Here is an 18,005-nt window from a genome sequence, read left to right on the forward strand (position 1 = left end):
GCGGCCGAGCCCCGGCCGCGCACCGCGGCAGCGGGCACGGTGGCCCCGGACACGGCTCCGCCCCGGCCGGGCGCGAGGCCGGCCGGGGCGGAGTCAGGTACTGCGGATCAGACGACAGCGGGCCCGGGGCCCGGTGCGTCAGCCGATGGACGCGAGCGCCGCGTTCCAGGTGGCGGACGGGCGCATCACCGCGGCGGCCTTGGCCGGGTCGGGCTGGTAGTAGCCGCCGATGTCGGCCGGCTTGCCCTGGACGGCGTTCAGCTCGTCGACGATCTTCTGCTCGTCCGCGGCGAGGGACTCGGCCAGCGGCGCGAACGCCTTTGCCAGGTCGGCGTCGTCGGTCTGCGCGGCCAGCTCCTGCGCCCAGTACAGGGACAGGAAGAAGTGGCTGCCGCGGTTGTCGATGCCGCCGACGCGACGGGTCGGGGACTTGTCCTCGTTGAGGAAGGTCGCCGTGGCGCGGTCGAGGGTGTCGGCGAGGACCTTGGCGCGGGTGTTGCCGGTGGCCGTCGCGTACTGCTCCAGGGACGGGACCAGCGCGAAGAACTCACCCAGCGAGTCCCAGCGCAGGTAGTTCTCCTTGACCAGCTGCTGGACGTGCTTCGGGGCGGAGCCGCCGGCGCCCGTCTCGAACAGGCCGCCGCCCGCCATCAGCGGGACGACAGACAGCATCTTGGCGCTGGTGCCCAGCTCCAGGATCGGGAACAGGTCGGTGAGGTAGTCGCGCAGCACGTTGCCGGTGACGGAGATGGTGTCCTCGCCGCGGCGGATGCGCTCCACCGACAGCTTGGTCGCCTCGATCGGGCTGAGGATCCGGATGTCCAGGCCCTCGGTGTCGTGCTCCGGCAGGTACGCCTGGACCTTGGCGATCAGGTTGGCGTCGTGCGCGCGGGTCTCGTCCAGCCAGAACACGGCCGGGCTGCCGGTGGCGCGGGCGCGGGTGACGGCCAGCTTCACCCAGTCCTTGATGGGCGCGTCCTTGGTCTGGCAGGCGCGGAAGATGTCGCCGGCGGAGACCGTCTGCTCGATCACCACGTTGCCGGCCTGGTCCACGAGGCGGACCGTGCCGGTGGTCTGGATCTCGAAGGTCTTGTCGTGGCTGCCGTACTCCTCGGCCTTCTGCGCCATCAGACCGACGTTCGGGACCGAGCCCATCGTCGACGGGTCGTAGGCGCCGTGGGCGCGGCAGTCCTCGATCACGGCCTGGTAGACACCGGCGTACGAGGAGTCCGGCAGCACCGCGAGGGTGTCGGCCTCCTGGCCGTCCGGGCCCCACATGTGGCCGGAGGTGCGGATCATGGCCGGCATCGAGGCATCGACGATGACGTCGGACGGCACGTGCAGGTTGGTGATGCCCTTGTCGGAGTCGACCATGGCCAGCGCCGGGCCCTCGGCGAGCTCGGCGTCGAAGGACGCCTTGATCTCGGCGCCCTCGGGCAGGGACTCCAGGCCCTTGTAGATGCCGCCCAGACCGTCGTTCGGGGTCAGGCCGGCCGCGGCGAACGTCTCGCCGTACTTCGCGAACGTCTTCGGGAAGAAGGCGCGCACCACGTGACCGAAGACGATCGGGTCGGAGACCTTCATCATCGTGGCCTTGAGGTGCACGGAGAACAGCACGCCGTCGGCCTTGGCCTTGGCGATCTGCGCGGTGAGGAACTCGCGCAGCGGGGCCACGTGCATGACGGAGGCGTCGACGACCTCGCCCGCGAGGACCGGTACCGACTCGCGCAGCACGGTGGTGGAGCCGTCGTCGCCGACCAGCTCGATGCGCAGCGCGCCCGCCTCGGAGATCACGGCGGACTTCTCGGTGGAGCGGAAGTCGTCCACACCCATGGTGGCGACGTTCGTCTTCGAGTCGGCCGACCAGGCGCCCATGCGGTGCGGGTGGGTCTTGGCGTAGTTCTTGACCGAGGCCGGGGCGCGGCGGTCGGAGTTGCCCTCGCGCAGGACCGGGTTCACGGCGGAGCCCTTGACCTTGTCGAAGCGGGCCTGGATGTCCCGCTCCTCGTCGGTCTTGGGGTCGTCCGGGTAGTCCGGCAGCGCGTAGCCCTGCGCCTGGAGCTCGGCGACCGCGGCCTTGAGCTGCGGGATCGACGCCGAGATGTTCGGCAGCTTGATGATGTTGGCCTCGGGCGTCTTGGCCAGCTCACCGAGCTCCGCCAGCGCGTCCGGGATGCGCTGGTCCTCGGTCAGGTACTCCGGGAACACGGCGATGATGCGCCCGGCCAGCGAGATGTCCCGTGTCTCCACGGTGACGCCCGCCTGCGAGGCGTACGCCTGGACCACCGGCAGGAAGGAATACGTCGCCAGGGCCGGGGCCTCGTCAGTGTGTGTGTAGATGATGGTCGAGTCAGTCACCGGTGCTCCGCTCCACGTCTGCAACATTGCTCGACATCAAGATATCTCGTGAGCGGCCCCGGCTCGACAGGGGTCCGGCGGGTTCCGTGTCCCGGCGTGCAACCGAAGCGGCCGAATGTGTGGTCCTGGAAGTAGATCGTCTTCCGATCCCCACGACGGCCGGGCCGACCACCCGGCCGCCCGAACGAAGGCTGACCATGAGATATCGCACCCGAGTGACGGCCCCGGCGGCCGCACTGTTCGGCACCGCCGTGGCGCTGACCGTGGGCGGCGGCGCCCACGCGGCCCCGGGGGAGCCGGGCGCGTCCGGCGCGCCCGGAGCCGAGACGCTCGGCGACCCCGTCTACCCGAGCCTCGGCAACGACGGCTACCGCGTCCACGCGTACCACCTCGACTTCGCCTACGACGCCACCACCCGGCTGGTCGACGCCACGGCCACCCTGGAGCTGCGCGCCACCCAGGCGCTGACCCGTTTCTCCCTGGACTGCTTCGGCCTGGACATACGCACCGTCCAGGTCGACGGCCGCGAGGCCGTGTTCGAGCAGGTGGAGCACAAGCTGCGGATCACGCCCGCCCGGCCGCTGCCCAAGGGCGCCCCCGTCACGGTCCGCGTGGCGTACTCCGCCGATCCGCGCCGTATCGCGCAGCCGCTCACCGGCTGGGTCGTCACCCCGGACGGCTTCGCGGTGGCGGGCCAGCCCAACCTGGCCCACACCGTCTTCCCCTGCAACGACCACCCGTCGGACAAGGCGGACTTCACCTTCCGCGTCACCGTCCCCGCCGGTCTGAAGGGTGTGGCGAGCGGCCGGCTGGTGTGCACCGAGAACCTGGCCGACGGGCGCACCGCGACCACCTACCGCTCCGGCTCGCCGATGGCCACCGAACTGGTGCAGGTCACCGTCGGCGACTATGTGCTCAAGGAGCGGCAGGGGCCGCACGGGCTGCCGCTGCGGGACGTCGTGCCGACCGCGCGGGCGGAGGCCCTGGAGCCCGCCCTCGCCCTCACCCCGGGCCTGGTGGAGTGGCTGGAGGCCCGGCTGGGCGCCTACCCCTTCGAGACGTACGGTCTGCTGCCCTGCAACTCCGACGACCCGGCCGCCTTCGACTTCACCGGCCTGGAGACCCAGACCCTCACGCTGTACAAGCCGAACTACCTGCTCCAGCCGGAGCCCAAGATCGGCTCGCACATGATGCACGAGCTGGTCCACTCCTACTTCGGCAACCTCGTCTCCCCGGCCACCTGGGCGGACCTGTGGCTGAACGAGGGCCACGCCGACTTCTACGGCCTGCTGTACCGCTACGAGCGCGGCTGGCCGGACTCGCTGGGGCTGACCACGCTGGAGGCCCGGATGAAGGCGACCTACGCGCTCGGCGACCAGTGGCGCCACGACTCCGGCCCGGTCGCCGCGCCGAACGCGGCCAACCTCTTCGACAACCAGCGCTACGTGGGCGGCGTGCTGGTGCTGTACGCGCTGCGCGAGCTGGTCGGCGAGGACGTCTTCCACGCGATCGAGACGGCTTTCCTCGCCCGGTACCGCAACTCCTCGGCGACGACGGAGAACTACATCGCCGTCGCCTCGGAGGTCTCGGGGCAGGACCTGACCGGCTTCCTGCGGGACTGGCTCTACGGCACCGCCACCCCGCGGATGCCGAACCACCCCGACTGGACGGTCACGCCGGTGGCCTCGTCCCTCGCCGTGCCGCGGCAGCGGACCGGCGGGCACCACGACAACTCCGCCACCCTCTGAGGCCCGGAGCTCCGAGCCGTCGAGGCTCGGAGCTCTCAGTCGTGCAGGGGGGCCTCCCCCTGCACGAACTCGTGGCTGCGCTGCTGCGGTATCACCACCGACCCCTGCTGCAACGCCACCGTCCGCGTCGGCGCCGGGATCCGGATGCCCTCCTCGCGGTAGCGGCGGTGCAGGCGCTTGATGAACTCGTGTTTGATCCGGTACTGGTCGCTGAACTCGCCGACACCCAGGATCACCGTGAAACCGATGCGCGAGTCGCCGAAGGTGTTGAAACGCACCGCGGGCTCGTGGTCCGGCAGGGCGCCCGCGACCCCGGTCATCACCTCGGCGACCACCTCGATGGTCACCCGCTCGACGTGTTCCAGATCGCTGTCGTAGGCGACACCGGCCTGCACCAGCACGGTCTGGTGCTGTTCGGGCCGGGTGTAGTTGGTCATGTTCGTCTTCGCCAGCTGACCGTTGGGGATGACGACCAGGTTGTTGGAGAGCTGGCGCACGGTCGTCTGACGCCAGTTGATGTCGACGACGTATCCCTCCTCCCCGCTGGTCAGCCGGATGTAGTCACCGGGCTGGACGGTCTTGGAGGCGAGGATGTGGATACCGGCGAACAGGTTGGCCAGGGTGTCCTGGAGGGCGAGCGCCACCGCCAGACCGCCGACACCCAGGGCGGTGAGCATCGGGGCGATCGAGATGCCCAGCGTCTGGAGCACGACCAGGAAGCCGATCGCCAGCACCAGCACCCGGGTGATGTTGACGAAGATCGTGGCCGATCCGGCGACACCGGAACGGGACTGGGTGACGGTGTGCACCAGCCCGGAGATCACCCGCGCCGCCGACAGCGTCACCACGAAGATGAGCAGCACGGTCAGGCACTGGTTGACGTGCCGCTGCACCGTGTGCGTCAGCGGCAGCACCGCCGCCGCGGCGGCCGCGCCGCCCGCGAGCGAGGCCCACGGCACCACCGTCCGCAGGGCGTCCACCATCACGTCGTCGCCGCTCCAGCGGGTGCGCTTGGCGTGCTTGGCCAGCCAGCGCAACAGCGTGCGGGAGATGAAGGCCCCCAGCAGACCGGCCGCCAGGGCGATCCCGGCGAGCATCAGGTCGTCGAGCGTCACCGCGCGGTTCACCGTTCACCTCCGGAGGGACGATCTGCGGCCTGCTTCGCCGCCGACGGCCGGATGTGAAGTCTCGTCACGTAGTCACCTGCTCGATTCCGGGGAGCGCGAACGCGCCGTCCGCGTCTTGCGCGCGGACGGCGCGAACGCTCATCCTGCCGTATCCGGTAAGGCGGTTCGTACCGGACCCGGCGCAAGGCCGTGCAGATCAGACCGATTTCGGCGGCTGCCGGACCGTATGACCGACCGGCCTCAGACGATCCCCTCGGCCAGTTCGGCCTGTTCCCGGTCGGAGCCGTACGCGGCGGTCGTGGGCGTGCCGTACGAGCGGCGGGCGACGAACCACCACACGGTGGCGAGGACCAGCACGACGGCGAGGGCCACGCAGGCGTAGTTCATCGTGTCCACCGTCACCGGCGACGCCTGCGGCAGGCAGAACAGCACCGTCACACCGGCCACCCACACCACCGCGATCCAGCCGATCGGCTTGCTCCACCGGCCCAGGTGCCAGGGGCCCGGCCGGAACCGGTCGCCCGCGCGCAGTCGCAGCAGCACCGGTATCGCGTACGCGGGGGTGATGCCGATGACGTTGATGGCCGTGACCGCGCCGTACGCGGTCGCCGAGTACAGCGACGGCAGCGCCAGCAGAGCGGCGACCCCCACCGACAGCCACACGGCGGCGACCGGGGTCTGGGTGCGGCTGCTGACTCGGCGCCAGAGATCGGACCCGGGCAGCGCGCCGTCGCGGCTGAACGCGAACACCATCCGGCTGGCGGCGGCGACCTCGGCGTTCCCGCAGAACAGCTGGGCGATGATCACGACGACGAGCAGCGCGCTCGCGCCGTCCGTGCCGAGTCCGTCGAGCAGGATCTGCGCGGGCGGTACCCCGGTCGCGCTGTTGCGGGTGGCGTCGTAGTCCTGGATGGCGAAGGTGAGACCGGCCAGCAGGACGAAGCCCGCGATCCACGACACCCAGATGGAGCGGACGATGCCGCGGGCCGCCGACACCGACGCGTTGGAGGTCTCCTCCGACAGGTGGGCCGAGGCGTCGTAGCCGCAGAAGGTGTACTGGGCCAGGAGCAGACCGAGCGCGGCCGCGTACAGGGGGTTGTCCCAGCCGGTGTCGTTGACGAACTTGGTGAACACGAAGGACGGCGACTGGTGGTGGTCGGGGACGATCGCCAGCGCGCCGACGATCAGGGCGACGCCCGCCAGGTGCCACCAGACGCTGATCGAGTTGAGCACGCTGACCAGCCGGACCCCGAACAGGTTCAGCACGGCGTGCAGCAGCAGGATCGCGATGAAGATCAGCATCGTCTTGCCGGGCGTCGGCTCGAAGCCCCACTGGAGGTTGGCGAAGGCGCCGGCGAACAGGGCGGCGCCGTAGTCGATACCGGCGATCGCACCGAGCAGACCGAGCAGATTCAGCCAGCCCGTGTACCAGCCCCAGCGGCGGCCGCCGAGCCGGTCGGCCATGTAGTACAGCGCGCCGGACGTCGGATACGCGCTGGTGACCTCGGCCAGCGCGAGCCCCACGCACAGCACGAACAGGCCCACTCCGGCCCAGCCCCACAGCATCACGGCGGGCCCGCCGGTACCCAGGCCGAAGCCGTACAGCGTCATGCAGCCGGACAGGATCGAGATCACCGAGAAGCTGATCGCGAAGTTGCCGAAGCCGCCCATGCGGCGGGCCAGGACCGGCCGGTAGCCGAGCTCGCGCAGCCGCGCCTCCTCGTCGTGCGGGCTGCTCGGGCCGTGCGGACCGTCCGACGCGTCCGACGCGTCCAGGAATGGACCGGCCACGGAACCCTCCTTCGCAAGGGGCGGATCGGACGGATCAGAGGTGCGGGACATGCGTAACCTCCGGAAGAGACGGAAAAACAACGGGAGTGCGTCATTCGGGGTCGTGCGAGGCCGCCCGGGAACGCGTGCGGGCCTGGAGGAACACCTCCATGGCCCGGCCGCCGTCCGGGGCGCGGTACGCCCAGGGCACAGGCGTGTAGTACGGCCCGAGCGCGTCGAACACCCGGGCCGCGTCCGGGAACCTGAGCGCACCCCACAGGGCGTGCGCCAGATGGTTGAGATCCAGCGGGGAACGCTGCTCGGGGACGCTCGACTCGAACCAGGTGACCAGCGCCCGCCGCGCCTCGCGGCTGGCGTCCTCCGCCACCCAGTGCAGGTCGAGGGCGGCGTCGCGGCCGCCGCCGCGCCGGTAGCGCTCGGCCCGCACGTACAGCGGCAGCAGATGCAGCGGGGACCCCTGCGGTGCCGCCCCGGCGACCCGGTGGGCGTAGCCGGTCGCCTCCGCCAGCCGCTCCGAGGCCGCACGCGTGTACAGGAACTGCACCATGCGGTGGTGGGCCTCGCGGTTGTACGGGTCACGCCGGTCGGCCTCGGCCAGCAGGCCCCACGGACCCGGCGGCAGCGTCGGCTCCGGTGCCGCCACCCGGTGCTCGTCCCACAGCAGTTGCCGGTCCAATTGCGCCAACGACAGCAGGCACACCCAGGGGACCGGGTCCCGGGGCGCGCGGTCGGCGGCGGTACGGCCGGCGTCCCAGGCCTCGATCCACAGCTCATGGGCGCGGCGGTGGCCCTCGCGGTGCGCCCGCAGGGCCCGCTCCACGGCCACCCGGGCGTGCATCACCGTGGCCGGGACGCTGGACGGCTCCTCGGCGAGCCAGGCGCGCACCACGTCGCTGCCGGCGGCGGCCGCCGCCAGGACCTGGGTGCGCTGCGTCCACTGCCACCACTGGGCGGTCTCGTCCAGCAGCCCGCGCATCGACATCCAGCGTCCGGCGCGCAGCTCCTGGAGGGCGGCACGCAGCGCGGAATCGTGGCCTGCGGGGTCGTAGGAGGGTCGGGCTCCCTCTCTGGCCATCAGCCGACCACCCCGGGACGAGGGCGGGGCAGGACGGCAGGGTGGAGTAACAACAGCCCTCCTCTGGGCGGCAGTCGAGGAGATCGCGCCGGGACGGCGGTCACTATAGAGGTGCTTGTTGGGCATCATCGCCGGATTCCGGTTGGTCTCGAACTTCGTTATCTACGCGGTTAGTTGACTGTTCCTCAGTCAACGAAGGACGAGGCGGGGCGCCAGGTGGGCGGTGCTTGACGCGGTACCGGCGGCGACGGCAGGCTGTCGGGCTGTGATCACCTCCGGATCACCTGCGGAAGAGGTGTAGATGACAGGCCCGGTACTCGCCGTCGACCAGGGCACGTCCGGCACCAAGGCGCTGGTGATCTGCCCCGAACGCGGCGTCATCGGCACCGGGTTCACGGCCGTGCGTCCCCGCCATCTGCCCGGTGGCCTGGTCGAGGTCGACCCGGGCGAACTCCACGCCTCGGTGGTCGAGGCCGGTACCCGCGCCCTCGCCGAGGCCGGCGAACCCGTCATCGCGGTGGGCCTCGCCAACCAGGGCGAGACGGTGCTCGCCTGGGACCCCGCCGACGGCCGCCCGCTGACCGACGCGCTCGTCTGGCAGGACCGCCGCGCCCAGAGCGTGTGCATCGAACTGGCCGAGCACGCGGACGAGTTACGCCACGTCACCGGCCTCCCGCTCGACCCCTACTTCGCCGCGCCGAAAATGGCCTGGATACGACGTCATCTCACCCGCGAGGGGGTGGTGACCACCAGCGACGCGTGGCTCGTGCACCGGCTCACCGGCAGCTACGTCACCGACGCCGCGACCGCCGGACGCACCCAGCTCCTCGACCTCGACCAGGCCGCCTGGTCGCCCCGCGCCCTCGACCTGTACGGACTGTCCGGCGAACGGCTGCCCGACGTCGTCGACAACGCCGCCCCCGTCGGCACCACCACCGCCTTCGGCCCCGAGATCCCGCTCACCGGGCTCGTCGTCGACCAGCAGGCCGCCCTGCTCGCCCAGCGCGTCACCGCGCCCGGCGGCGCCAAGTGCACCTACGGCACCGGCGCGTTCCTGCTCGCCCACACCGGCGACACCCCGATGCGCGGCACCTCGGGACTGGTCAGCTGCGTCGCCTGGCGGCTCGGCGGCCGCACCGCCTACTGCCTCGACGGCCAGGTCTACACGGCCGCCTCCGCCGTCCGCTGGCTCACCGACCTCGGCGTCATCACCGGCGCCACCGACCTCGACCGGGTCGGCGGCACCGCCTTCGACAGCGGCGGCGTCACCTTCGTACCGGCACTGGCCGGCCTCGCCGCCCCCTGGTGGCGCGGCGACGTCCGCGGCTCGCTCACCGGGCTCGGCCTCGACACCGGCCCCGGGCACGTGGTGCACGCGCTGTGCGAGGGCCTGGCCGCCCAGGTGGCCGAACTCGCCGAGGCGGCCGCGGCCGACCAGGGCGTCCCCCTCTCCGAACTCCGCGTCGACGGCGGCCTGACCCGCTCCGCGCTGCTCATGCAGACCCAGGCCGACCTGCTGCAACGCCCCGTGGAGGTGTCCGCGCTGCCCGACGCGACCGCCCTGGGCACCGGCGCCCTGGCCCTGCTCGGAGCCGTACCGGGGACGACGGTCGCCGACGCCCTGCCGGAGTGGAGGCCCGCGGCCGTCTACGAGCCGCGCATCTCGCCCGACCAGGCGGCCGAACGCCGCGCCACCTTCCGCGCGGCGGTGGCCGCCCTGCTCGACGGAGCGCCCGTATGACACGCCGGGCGGCCGGGGTCCGCCCGGCCACGGCCCACGGCGTACGGGCCCCCGACGGTACGCCCGTACGCCGGACGCCCCTGACCCGGTCGCCCGCCCGCCGGAGGCACGCAGGCCGCTGCACGCCCCCGGGCCGGATGCGCGGATGACCGTCACCGCGCACGGGCCGCTGCCCGCGACGACGTACGACGTGGCGGTCGTCGGCGCCGGAGTCGTCGGCTGCGCGATCGCCCGGGAACTCGCCCGCCGGCCCGGGCTGCGGGTCGCGCTCGTCGAGGCGCAGGACGACGTCGGCCAGGGCAGCTCCAAGGCCAACACGGCCATCCTGCACACCGGTTTCGACGCCGTCCCCGGCTCCCTGGAGGCCCGCCTGGTCCGCGAGGGCTCCCGGCTGCTGGCCGCGTACGCCGCCGAGTCCGGCATCCCCGTCGAACCCGTCGGCGCGCTGCTCGTCGCCTGGGACGAGGAACAGCTCGCCGCGCTGCCCCGCCTCGCGGACAAGGCCGTGCGCAACGGCTACCACGCCGCCGAGCACCTGGATCCCGCCGCGCTGTACGCCCGCGAACCGCGCCTGGGCCCCGGCGCCCTGGGCGCCCTGCACATACCCGGCGAGAGCGTCGTCTGCCCCTGGACGACGACCCTCGCGTACGCCACCCAGGCGGTCCGCAACGGAGTCGACCTGCATCTCAACTCACCGGTGGAACAGGCGGGTCGACAGGACGGCACACATGTGCTCGGCACCGCCCGGGGCGAACTGCGCGCCCGCCGGCTGGTCAACGCGGCCGGCCTGCACGCCGACACCCTCGACCGGCGGCTCGGTCACGACGACTTCACCGTCACCCCGCGCCGGGGCCAGCTCCTCGTCTTCGACAAGCCCGCCCGCGACCTGGTCCGGCACATCCTGCTGCCCGTCCCCACCGCGCTCGGCAAGGGCGTCCTGGTCGCCCCCACCGTCTACGGCAACGTCCTGCTCGGCCCCACCGCGGAGGACCTGCCCGACCGACGGGCCACCGGGTCCACCGCCGAGGGCCTCGCCGGGCTGCGGGAGAAGGGCCGCCGCATCCTGCCCGAGCTGCTGGAGGAGGAGGTCACCGCCGTCTACGCGGGCCTGCGCGCCGCCACCGAGCACGAGGACTACCGCATCCGCGCCCACCCCGGGCAGGCGTACGTCACCGTCGGCGGCATCCGCTCCACCGGGCTGACCGCGTCCCTCGCCATCGCCGAGCACGTGGTCGCCCTGCTCGCCGCCGACGGACTCGACCCGGGCCCGGCACGGGACCTGGAACCGGTCCGCATGCCCAACCTCGGCGAGGCGTTCCCCCGCCCCTACCAACGGCCCGAACTCATCGCCGCCGACCCGGAGTACGGCCGTCTCGTCTGCCACTGCGAACGCGTCTCCCGCGGCGAGATCCGCGACGCGCTCGCCGCCACCGTCCCCCCGCGCACCCTGGAGGGCCTGCGCCGCAGGACCCGGGCCAGGGCCGGCCGCTGCCAGGGCTTCTACTGCGGGGCGGCGGTACGGGCGTTGTTCGAGGAGGCACGGAAGTGACGGCCGTACAGGCGCTGTTCGAGGAGGTCCGGGGATGACGGCCGGACACACGCGGCCCGAGGAGGGCCGGACGTGACGGTCGTACGCGAGGTCGACGTCCTCGTCGTCGGGGCCGGCCCGGCAGGCCTCGCGACGGCCGCCCGGCTGGCCGCGGCGGGCGCGGGCCGGGTCGAGGTGCTGGACCGGGAGGAGCAGGCCGGGGGAGTGCCCCGGCACTGCGCCCACGGCGGCTACGGCACCTGGCTGCGTCCCCTGACCGGCCCCGGGTACGCCCGGCTGCTGCTCGACGCGGCGGACCGGGCCGGGGCGAGCGTCCGTACCGGCGTGACCGCCCTCGACTGGGCCGGACCGCTGTCCCTGCACACCGTCGGCCCGCACGGACCGGAGACGATCGACGCCCGCGCGGTCGTCCTGGCCACCGGGGCCCGCGAACGGCCGCGCGCCGCCCGGCTGGTGCCCGGCACCCGCCCGGCCGGCGTGTACACGACCGGCGAGCTCCAGCAGTCGGTGCACCTGTACAGGCAGCACATCGGCACCCGCGCGGTGGTCGTCGGCGCCGAGGACGTCTCGTACGCGGCGGCCGCCACCCTGTGGGCCGCCGGAGTCGCCGTGGTGGCCATGGTGACCGACCTGCCCCGGGCCCAGGCGGGGCCCGCGCGGGCCGCGGACGCCCGGCTGCGGCACCGCGTACCGCTGCTGACCGGCACCTCGGTGACCGAACTCGTCGGCCGCGGGCGGCTGTCCGGCGTCCGGGTCCGCCACCGTGACGGCCGCACGGCCACGCTCGCCTGCGACACCGTCGTCTTCACCGGCGACTTCGTCCCCGACCACGAACTGGCCCGGCGCGGCGGGCTGTCGCTGGACCCCGGCACCCGCGGACCCGCCGTCGACGGCGGTCTGCGCACCTCGCGGCCCGGCGTCTTCGCCGCGGGCAGCGTGCTGCACGCGGTGGAGAGCGCGGCGACGGCCGCCCGCGAGGGCGCGTACGCGGGGAGCACGGTCCGGGACTGGCTCGCCACGGGCGGCTGGCCCGACGGCGTCCCGCTGCTGGTGGACCCGCCGCTGCGCTGGATCGCCCCGAACCGTGTCGTCCCGGCCGACGGCAGCCAGGGCGAGCGCGGTCCGTACGTCCTGCGCACCTCGGTCGTGGCCGCCCGCCCGGTGCTGAACGTCAGCCAGGACGACCGCCTCCTGCACACCGAGCGACTGCGCACGCGCACCGCCGTGCCCCATCGCACCCTGGCCCTGACCGCCCACTGGACCGGACGGGTCGACCCGAAGGGCGGCCCGGTACGGGTGACACTCGCCTGACCGCGCGCGACAGCCCTTGCGCCGCGGGTCCGCCGGTCCCGCGGGTCCCCTCAGAGGTCCCCGAACGCCCCGTGCCGTCCGGCGCCCCCCGCGAAGCGGGCCGCGCCCTCCAGCCCCTCCGCCAGCACGCCCATGCCGTGGCGCAGCTCGCCGCGGATCGCCGCCGCCTCGTCCAGGCCCTCCTGGCCCAGGACCGAGGCCCGGTCGGACCGCAGGCACGCCTGCGGGAAGAGGGCGATCGTCGCGGCCAGTTCCTCGGCCGCGACGCGGGCGGTGCCGGTGGCGACCACCCGGTTCGCGAGGCCCATCCCGTAGGCCTCCCGGGCCGGGACCGGACGGCCGGTCAGGATCATGTCCAGGGCGCGGCTCGTACCGATCAGCCGGGGCAGCCGTACCGTGCCGCCGTCGATGAGGGGCACGCCCCAGCGGCGGCAGAACACCCCGAAGACGGCGTCCTCCTCGGCGACCCGCAGATCGCACCAGAGCGCCAGTTCCAGACCCCCGGCCACGGCGTGCCCGGCGACGGCGGCGATCACCGGCTTGGACAGCCGCATCCGGGTCGGACCCATCGGTCCGTCGCCGTCCTCGGCGACCCGGTTGCCGTGCTCGCCGCCCGCCGCCTTGAGGTCGGCGCCCGCGCAGAACGTACCGCCCTCGCCCCAGAGCACCGCCACCCGCGCCCCGTCGTCCGCCTCGAACTCGCGGAAGGCGGCGGCCAGTTCGGCGGCCGTGGGGCCGTCCACCGCGTTGCGGGCCTCGGGGCGGGAGAGCACGACGGTCGTGACGTGTCCGCGGCGCTCTGTCCGGATCGGCATGCTGGAATCCCCTTCCGTACGACGGACTCGTCGCATCCGTCGTGTCCGTCGAGTTCGCTGGGGCGAGTCTCGCAGGAGGGCTCAGATCACCTTCAGCCGCACCAGCGCGCCCAGCGTCAGCGCCCCCGGCAGCAGCGGCACCCACACGGTGATGATCCGGTACGCGAGGACCACCGCCGTGGTCACCGCCACCGGGCCGCCCGCCGCCACCAGCGCCACGATCAGGGCCGCGTCGACGGAGCCGAGCCCGCCCGGGGTGGGCACGAGCGCCACGGCGACGGTCGCCGCGAGATAGGCCACCGCGATGTGCGCGGGCGGCACCGGCAGCCCGAGCGCCTGCCCGACCGCCGCCAGACCGGTGGCCTGGAGCGCCGGGAACGCCAGCGAACCGCCCCACAGGGCGAACGCCCGCGCCGGACGGGTGTGCACCGAGCGCGCCTCGCCGAGCGCGGTACGCAGGAAGGAGAGCACGGCGTCGCGCAGTCGGCGTACCGCCGCGAGCACGACCGCGGCCACGGCCACGACGGCACCGGCGGCCCACAGCAGCGGCCCGAGCTCCCCGTGCGGCAGCAGCGTGCCGAGCCGCAGCGCGTGCGGGAACGCGAGCAGCAGCGCGGCCAGCAGACCCAGCCGCCCCACGCTCTCGGCGAGCAGATACAGCGCGAGGGCCGCCGAGGACCGGGCCAGCGGCACCCCGCAGACCGTCATGAAGCGCAGGTTCACGGCGCTCGCCCCCAGCCCGGTGGGCAGCAGGTGGTTGGCCGCGCCCGCCGCGAACTGGGTGACGAGCAGCCGCCGTCTGGGCAGCCGCTCGACCAGCGCGCCCTGGCGGGTGAAGGCCGCGGCCACCCAGGTCAGACAGGTCGTCCCGGCCGCGGCCAGCAGCCAGGGCCACTCGGCGCCGCGCAGGTGGCCGATCCCCTCGGCCAGCACGGAGCGGTGCTGCACCGCGACCACGCCGAGCAGCAGCAGCGGAAGCAGGCAGAGAATCTGGCGGACGGGGACGTGGCTCACATCCGGAGAGGCTTTCCGCACCACGTCAACGACGGGTTGCGGCTGCGGGGACGGGGGATTGCGGACGGGCAGCGGCTGGGGAGAAAGGGTCATCGGGTCCTTCGTCTGCGGGAATTCCGGACGGACATTGACCTCAACGAAGCTTGAGGTCCTAGGTTCTGTCTCATGAGCATGGAAACCACCGCCTGGACGCAGCTGTACAGCGTCATGAACGCCCGGCCGGAACGCCGCCCCTACGACCGCGCGACCCTGCGCCGCATCGGCGCCTTCGCCCGCCCGCACCGGCGCCGTATCGCGCTGTTCGTCGTCCTCGGGGTGGTGACGGCGCTGTTCGCCGTGGCGACCCCGGTCCTGGCCGGACGCGTGGTGGACGCCATCGTCTCGCACGGACAGCCCCGCACGGTCGTACGGCTCGCCCTGCTCATCGCGCTCATCGCGGTGCTGGAGGCGGCGCTCGGCATCCTCGGCAGACGCCTGTCGGCGATGCTCGGCGAGGGGCTCATCCTCGATCTCCGTACGGCGGTGTTCGATCATGTGCAGCGGATGCCGGTCGCGTTCTTCACACGCACTCGTACGGGAGCGCTCGTCTCCCGTCTCAACAACGACGTGATCGGCGCCCAGCGCGCGTTCAGCAACACACTCTCCGGAGTCGTCAGCAACCTGGTCACGCTGCTGCTCACGCTCGCCGTGATGCTCACCCTGTCCTGGCAGATCACCCTGCTCGCCCTGGTGCTGCTCCCGGTGTTCGTGGTGCCGGCCAGACGCATGGGCAGCCGGATGGCCCGGATGCAGCGGGAGGCGGCCACCCTCAACGCGGCGATGGGCACCCGGATGACGGAACGCTTCTCCGCGCCGGGCGCCACCCTGGTCAAGCTGTTCGGCCGACCCGAGGAGGAGTCGCGGGAGTTCACCGCCCGCGCCGGTCTCGTACGCGACATCGGGGTGCGCACGGCCACGGCCCAGTCGGTGTTCATGACGGCCCTGACCCTGGTCTCCGCCCTGGCCCTGGCACTCGTCTACGGCCTCGGCGGCTGGTTCGCCCTGCGCGGCACCCTGGAGCCCGGCGCGGTCGTCTCGCTCGCCCTGCTGCTGACCCGCCTCTACGCCCCCCTCACCGCGCTGGCCGGAGCCCGGGTCGAGGTGATGAGCGCGCTCGTCAGCTTCGAGCGGGTCTTCGAGGTGCTCGACCTCAAGCCGCTCATCGAGGAGAAGGCGGACGCCCGCCGGGTGCCCGACGGGCCGGTGGCCGTCGAGTTCGACGACGTCCGCTTCGGCTACCCGTCGGCCGACAAGGTCTCCCTCGCCTCCCTGGAGGAGGTCGCCGCCCTCGACACCCGCGGCGGCGCCGAGGTGCTGCGCGGTATCTCCTTCCGCGCCGAGCCCGGCCAGACCATCGCCCTGGTCGGCTCCTCCGGCGCAGGCAAGTCCACCATCGCCCAGCTCCTGCCGCGCCTCTACGACGTCGACGAGGGCGCCGTACGCGTCGGCGGCGTCGACGTGCGCGATCTCACCGCCGCCTCGATGCGCGAGACCCTGGGCATGGTCACCCAGGACGGCCACCTGTTCCACGACTCGGTCCGGGCCAACCTGCTGCTGGCCCGCCCCGGCGCCGGCGAGGACGAACTGTGGGACGCGCTGCGCCGGGCCCGCCTCGACGACCTCGTACTCTCCCTGCCCGACGGCCTCGACACGGTCGTGGGGGAACGCGGCTACCGGCTCTCCGGCGGCGAACGCCAGCGCATGACCATCGCCCGGCTGCTCCTGGCCCGTCAGCGCGTCGTCATCCTCGACGAGGCCACCGCCCATCTCGACAACACCTCGGAGGCGGCCGTCCAGGAGGCGCTCACCGAGGCCCTGGCCGACCGCACCGCGATCGTGATCGCCCACCGGCTGTCCACCGTGCGCGCCGCGGACCAGATCCTGGTGATCGAGGCAGGGCGGGTCGTCGAGCGCGGCACCCACGGAGAACTCCTGGCGGCCGAGGGCCGTTACGCCCAGCTCTACCGCACCCAGTTCGCCCCGGGAGCGACCGCACCCGTCACGGCCACCGCGACGGCACCCGAAGACCAGGGGACCACCGCGACGACACCCCGGGACCACGCGACCGCCGGGACGACGCCCGGAGACCACGAGGAGCTCCCCGCCGCGCCGGTGGGCTGAGCGGCCGGGCCGGCCCCGCCACGCCACGCGGGGCCGGCCCGCCTCATGAGGCGGCGCCGAGGTCGCCCGCGGCCACACGACTTGTGTGGCGCGCCCGGGACCGGGGACTCGGACCGCGGCGCATCCGCATCGGACGGACCGCCTGCCACGAGCGGAGGTCGAGGGCATGGGACACGGTGGAAACGTCATCGACGAACTGATGACCGATCACCGGGAGGTGGAGGAGCTCTTCGGCAAGATCGACGCGCTGCCGCCCGGTGACCGCGACCGCAAGCTGTACGCCGACCAGGCCACGATGGAGCTGGTGCGGCACTCGGTGGCCGAGGAGGCCTGTCTCTACCCGGCCGTGCGCGAGCACGTCGTGGGCGGCGACGCCCTGGCGGACCGGGAGCTCGAGGAACACGCCTGTGCCGAGCGGCTCATGAAGGACCTGGAGGGCTGTGCCGCGGACGACCCGCGGTTCGACGCGCTGGTCGATTCCCTCATGACCGAGGTGCGCGACCACATCGGCGACGAGGAGAACAACCTCTTCCCCCGGCTGCGCGCCGCGTGCGAGCCCGCCGCCCTCGACGACCTGGGCGACAAGGTCCGCCGGGCGAAGAAGGCGGCGCCGACCCGGCCGCACCCCGCCGCGCCGGACCGGCCGCCCGCCAACAAGATGCTGGCGCCGGGCGTGGGCATGATCGACCGGCTGCGCGACGCCCTGACGGGCCGCGGCAAGGCCGGCTGAGCCCGGGGCGGGTCGCGATTCCTTTCGCGCGGCGAGGCCCGGCGCACGTTCCGCGCCGGACCGACAGGGACACGCCGCTGTGCCAAGATCGGGTGAAACCGTTGCGGGGACTGGTCGCGGGGAGGTGAGGTCCATGACCGACGACGGCCTGCCGGGCGACGAGGACGCCGAGCAGGAGACCGAGGCCCGGCGTGCCCTCATCACCCGTGAACTCGTCGACGCGGTCCGCGGCCTTCCGCCCGCCGACGTGCCCGAGGCGCTGGGCCGTACCTGCGGGACGCTCCTGCCGATGGTCACCGGGCTGTCCGTGTCGGTACGGGGCGACAGCCCCGGCCTGAGTGTGGTGCTGTGCGCCAGCGACGGTGTCGCCGCCCGGCTGGCGGAGATCCAGTACACCCTGGGCGAGGGCCCGTGCGTGGAGGCGGTCCGGCTCCGCGCGCCGGTGTTCGCGGCCGACCTCGGGCGCGCGCCGGACAGCCGTCGCTGGCCGTTGTTCAGTGTCCAGGCGGCCCGGGCCGGGGTCGAGGCGGTCTTCTCGCTGCCCCTGGGCGGGGCCGGGAGCGCGCTGGGCACGCTGGACCTGTAC

Annotated in this window: 13 protein-coding genes; 7 read left to right on the forward strand and 6 right to left on the reverse strand. The window is 73.3% G+C overall.

The window, feature by feature from the left end:
• Window positions 1–138: 138 nt before the first annotated feature.
• Window positions 139–2,358 carry an NADP-dependent isocitrate dehydrogenase gene (locus tag ACWC24_RS23795; RefSeq protein ID WP_450664870.1) on the reverse strand — a complete coding sequence of 740 codons (2,220 nt, stop codon included), beginning with the start codon at window positions 2,356–2,358 and terminating at the stop codon, window positions 139–141.
• 197 nt (window positions 2,359–2,555) lie between these two features.
• Here ACWC24_RS23795 and ACWC24_RS23800 point away from each other — a divergent pair, with 197 nt between their 5' ends.
• Entirely contained in the window at window positions 2,556–4,106 is a 1,551-nt protein-coding gene (locus ACWC24_RS23800; protein ID WP_450664871.1) for a M1 family metallopeptidase, read from the forward strand.
• 35 nt (window positions 4,107–4,141) lie between these two features.
• Here the strand turns inward: ACWC24_RS23800 and ACWC24_RS23805 are convergent, their stop codons facing one another.
• From ACWC24_RS23805 to ACWC24_RS23815, 3 genes are all read right to left on the reverse strand, one after another.
• Entirely contained in the window at window positions 4,142–5,233 is a 1,092-nt protein-coding gene (locus tag ACWC24_RS23805; protein ID WP_450664872.1) for a mechanosensitive ion channel family protein, read from the reverse strand.
• Window positions 5,234–5,473: 240 nt separating this feature from the next.
• Window positions 5,474–7,075: an amino acid permease gene (locus ACWC24_RS23810; protein WP_450664873.1), complete on the reverse strand. Its 1,602-nt coding sequence runs from the start codon at window positions 7,073–7,075 to the stop codon at window positions 5,474–5,476.
• A 40-nt stretch (window positions 7,076–7,115) separates the two neighbouring features.
• Window positions 7,116–8,099 carry a hypothetical protein gene (locus tag ACWC24_RS23815; RefSeq protein WP_450664874.1) on the reverse strand — a complete coding sequence of 328 codons (984 nt, stop codon included), beginning with the start codon at window positions 8,097–8,099 and terminating at the stop codon, window positions 7,116–7,118.
• 301 nt (window positions 8,100–8,400) lie between these two features.
• Here ACWC24_RS23815 and ACWC24_RS23820 point away from each other — a divergent pair, with 301 nt between their 5' ends.
• From ACWC24_RS23820 to ACWC24_RS23830, 3 genes are all read left to right on the forward strand, one after another.
• Window positions 8,401–9,840, forward strand: coding sequence for an FGGY family carbohydrate kinase (locus tag ACWC24_RS23820; RefSeq protein ID WP_450664875.1), 1,440 nt, complete (start codon window positions 8,401–8,403; stop codon window positions 9,838–9,840).
• A 145-nt stretch (window positions 9,841–9,985) separates the two neighbouring features.
• Window positions 9,986–11,389 (forward strand): FAD-dependent oxidoreductase, encoded by a 1,404-nt coding sequence (locus tag ACWC24_RS23825; protein ID WP_450664876.1) that lies wholly within the window; start codon window positions 9,986–9,988, stop codon window positions 11,387–11,389.
• Between the two features lie 72 nt (window positions 11,390–11,461).
• Entirely contained in the window at window positions 11,462–12,700 is a 1,239-nt protein-coding gene (locus ACWC24_RS23830; RefSeq protein WP_450664877.1) for an NAD(P)/FAD-dependent oxidoreductase, read from the forward strand.
• Window positions 12,701–12,750: 50 nt separating this feature from the next.
• On the opposite strand, the gene ACWC24_RS23835 is transcribed toward ACWC24_RS23830, so the two are convergent.
• Together ACWC24_RS23835 and ACWC24_RS23840 are read right to left on the reverse strand one after the other, a co-directional pair.
• On the reverse strand, window positions 12,751–13,515 hold the full coding sequence (locus ACWC24_RS23835) for a crotonase/enoyl-CoA hydratase family protein (protein ID WP_450664878.1): 765 nt from the start codon (window positions 13,513–13,515) through the stop codon (window positions 12,751–12,753).
• Window positions 13,516–13,596: 81 nt separating this feature from the next.
• The gene (locus tag ACWC24_RS23840; protein WP_450664879.1) at window positions 13,597–14,529 is read right to left on the reverse strand and encodes a lysylphosphatidylglycerol synthase transmembrane domain-containing protein; all 933 of its coding nucleotides are present in this window, start codon (window positions 14,527–14,529) and stop codon (window positions 13,597–13,599) included.
• Window positions 14,530–14,694: 165 nt separating this feature from the next.
• On the opposite strand from ACWC24_RS23840, the gene ACWC24_RS23845 reads away from it, so the two are divergent.
• From ACWC24_RS23845 to ACWC24_RS23855, 3 genes are all read left to right on the forward strand, one after another.
• Window positions 14,695–16,689, forward strand: coding sequence for an ABC transporter ATP-binding protein (locus tag ACWC24_RS23845; protein WP_450664880.1), 1,995 nt, complete (start codon window positions 14,695–14,697; stop codon window positions 16,687–16,689).
• Window positions 16,690–16,855: 166 nt separating this feature from the next.
• A complete protein-coding gene (locus ACWC24_RS23850) occupies window positions 16,856–17,419 on the forward strand; it encodes a hemerythrin domain-containing protein (protein ID WP_450664881.1) in 564 nt (187 codons plus the stop codon).
• A 133-nt stretch (window positions 17,420–17,552) separates the two neighbouring features.
• Window positions 17,553–18,005: GAF domain-containing protein (locus tag ACWC24_RS23855; protein WP_450664882.1), on the forward strand; the 453-nt coding region annotated here is incomplete at its 3' end.

It is taken from the genome of Streptomyces sp. NPDC001443 (genome assembly GCF_053597355.1).

Coding starts and splice junctions, on each gene's coding strand:
- ACWC24_RS23800 (WP_450664871.1), top strand. CDS start 2,556: ATGAGATATCGCACCCGAGTGACGGCCCCGGCGGCCGCACTGTTCGGC.
- ACWC24_RS23810 (WP_450664873.1), bottom strand. CDS start 7,075: ATGTCCCGCACCTCTGATCCGTCCGATCCGCCCCTTGCGAAGGAGGGT.
- ACWC24_RS23815 (WP_450664874.1), bottom strand. CDS start 8,099: ATGGCCAGAGAGGGAGCCCGACCCTCCTACGACCCCGCAGGCCACGAT.
- ACWC24_RS23820 (WP_450664875.1), top strand. CDS start 8,401: ATGACAGGCCCGGTACTCGCCGTCGACCAGGGCACGTCCGGCACCAAG.
- ACWC24_RS23825 (WP_450664876.1), top strand. CDS start 9,986: ATGACCGTCACCGCGCACGGGCCGCTGCCCGCGACGACGTACGACGTG.
- ACWC24_RS23835 (WP_450664878.1), bottom strand. CDS start 13,515: ATGCCGATCCGGACAGAGCGCCGCGGACACGTCACGACCGTCGTGCTC.
- ACWC24_RS23845 (WP_450664880.1), top strand. CDS start 14,695: ATGAGCATGGAAACCACCGCCTGGACGCAGCTGTACAGCGTCATGAAC.
- ACWC24_RS23850 (WP_450664881.1), top strand. CDS start 16,856: ATGGGACACGGTGGAAACGTCATCGACGAACTGATGACCGATCACCGG.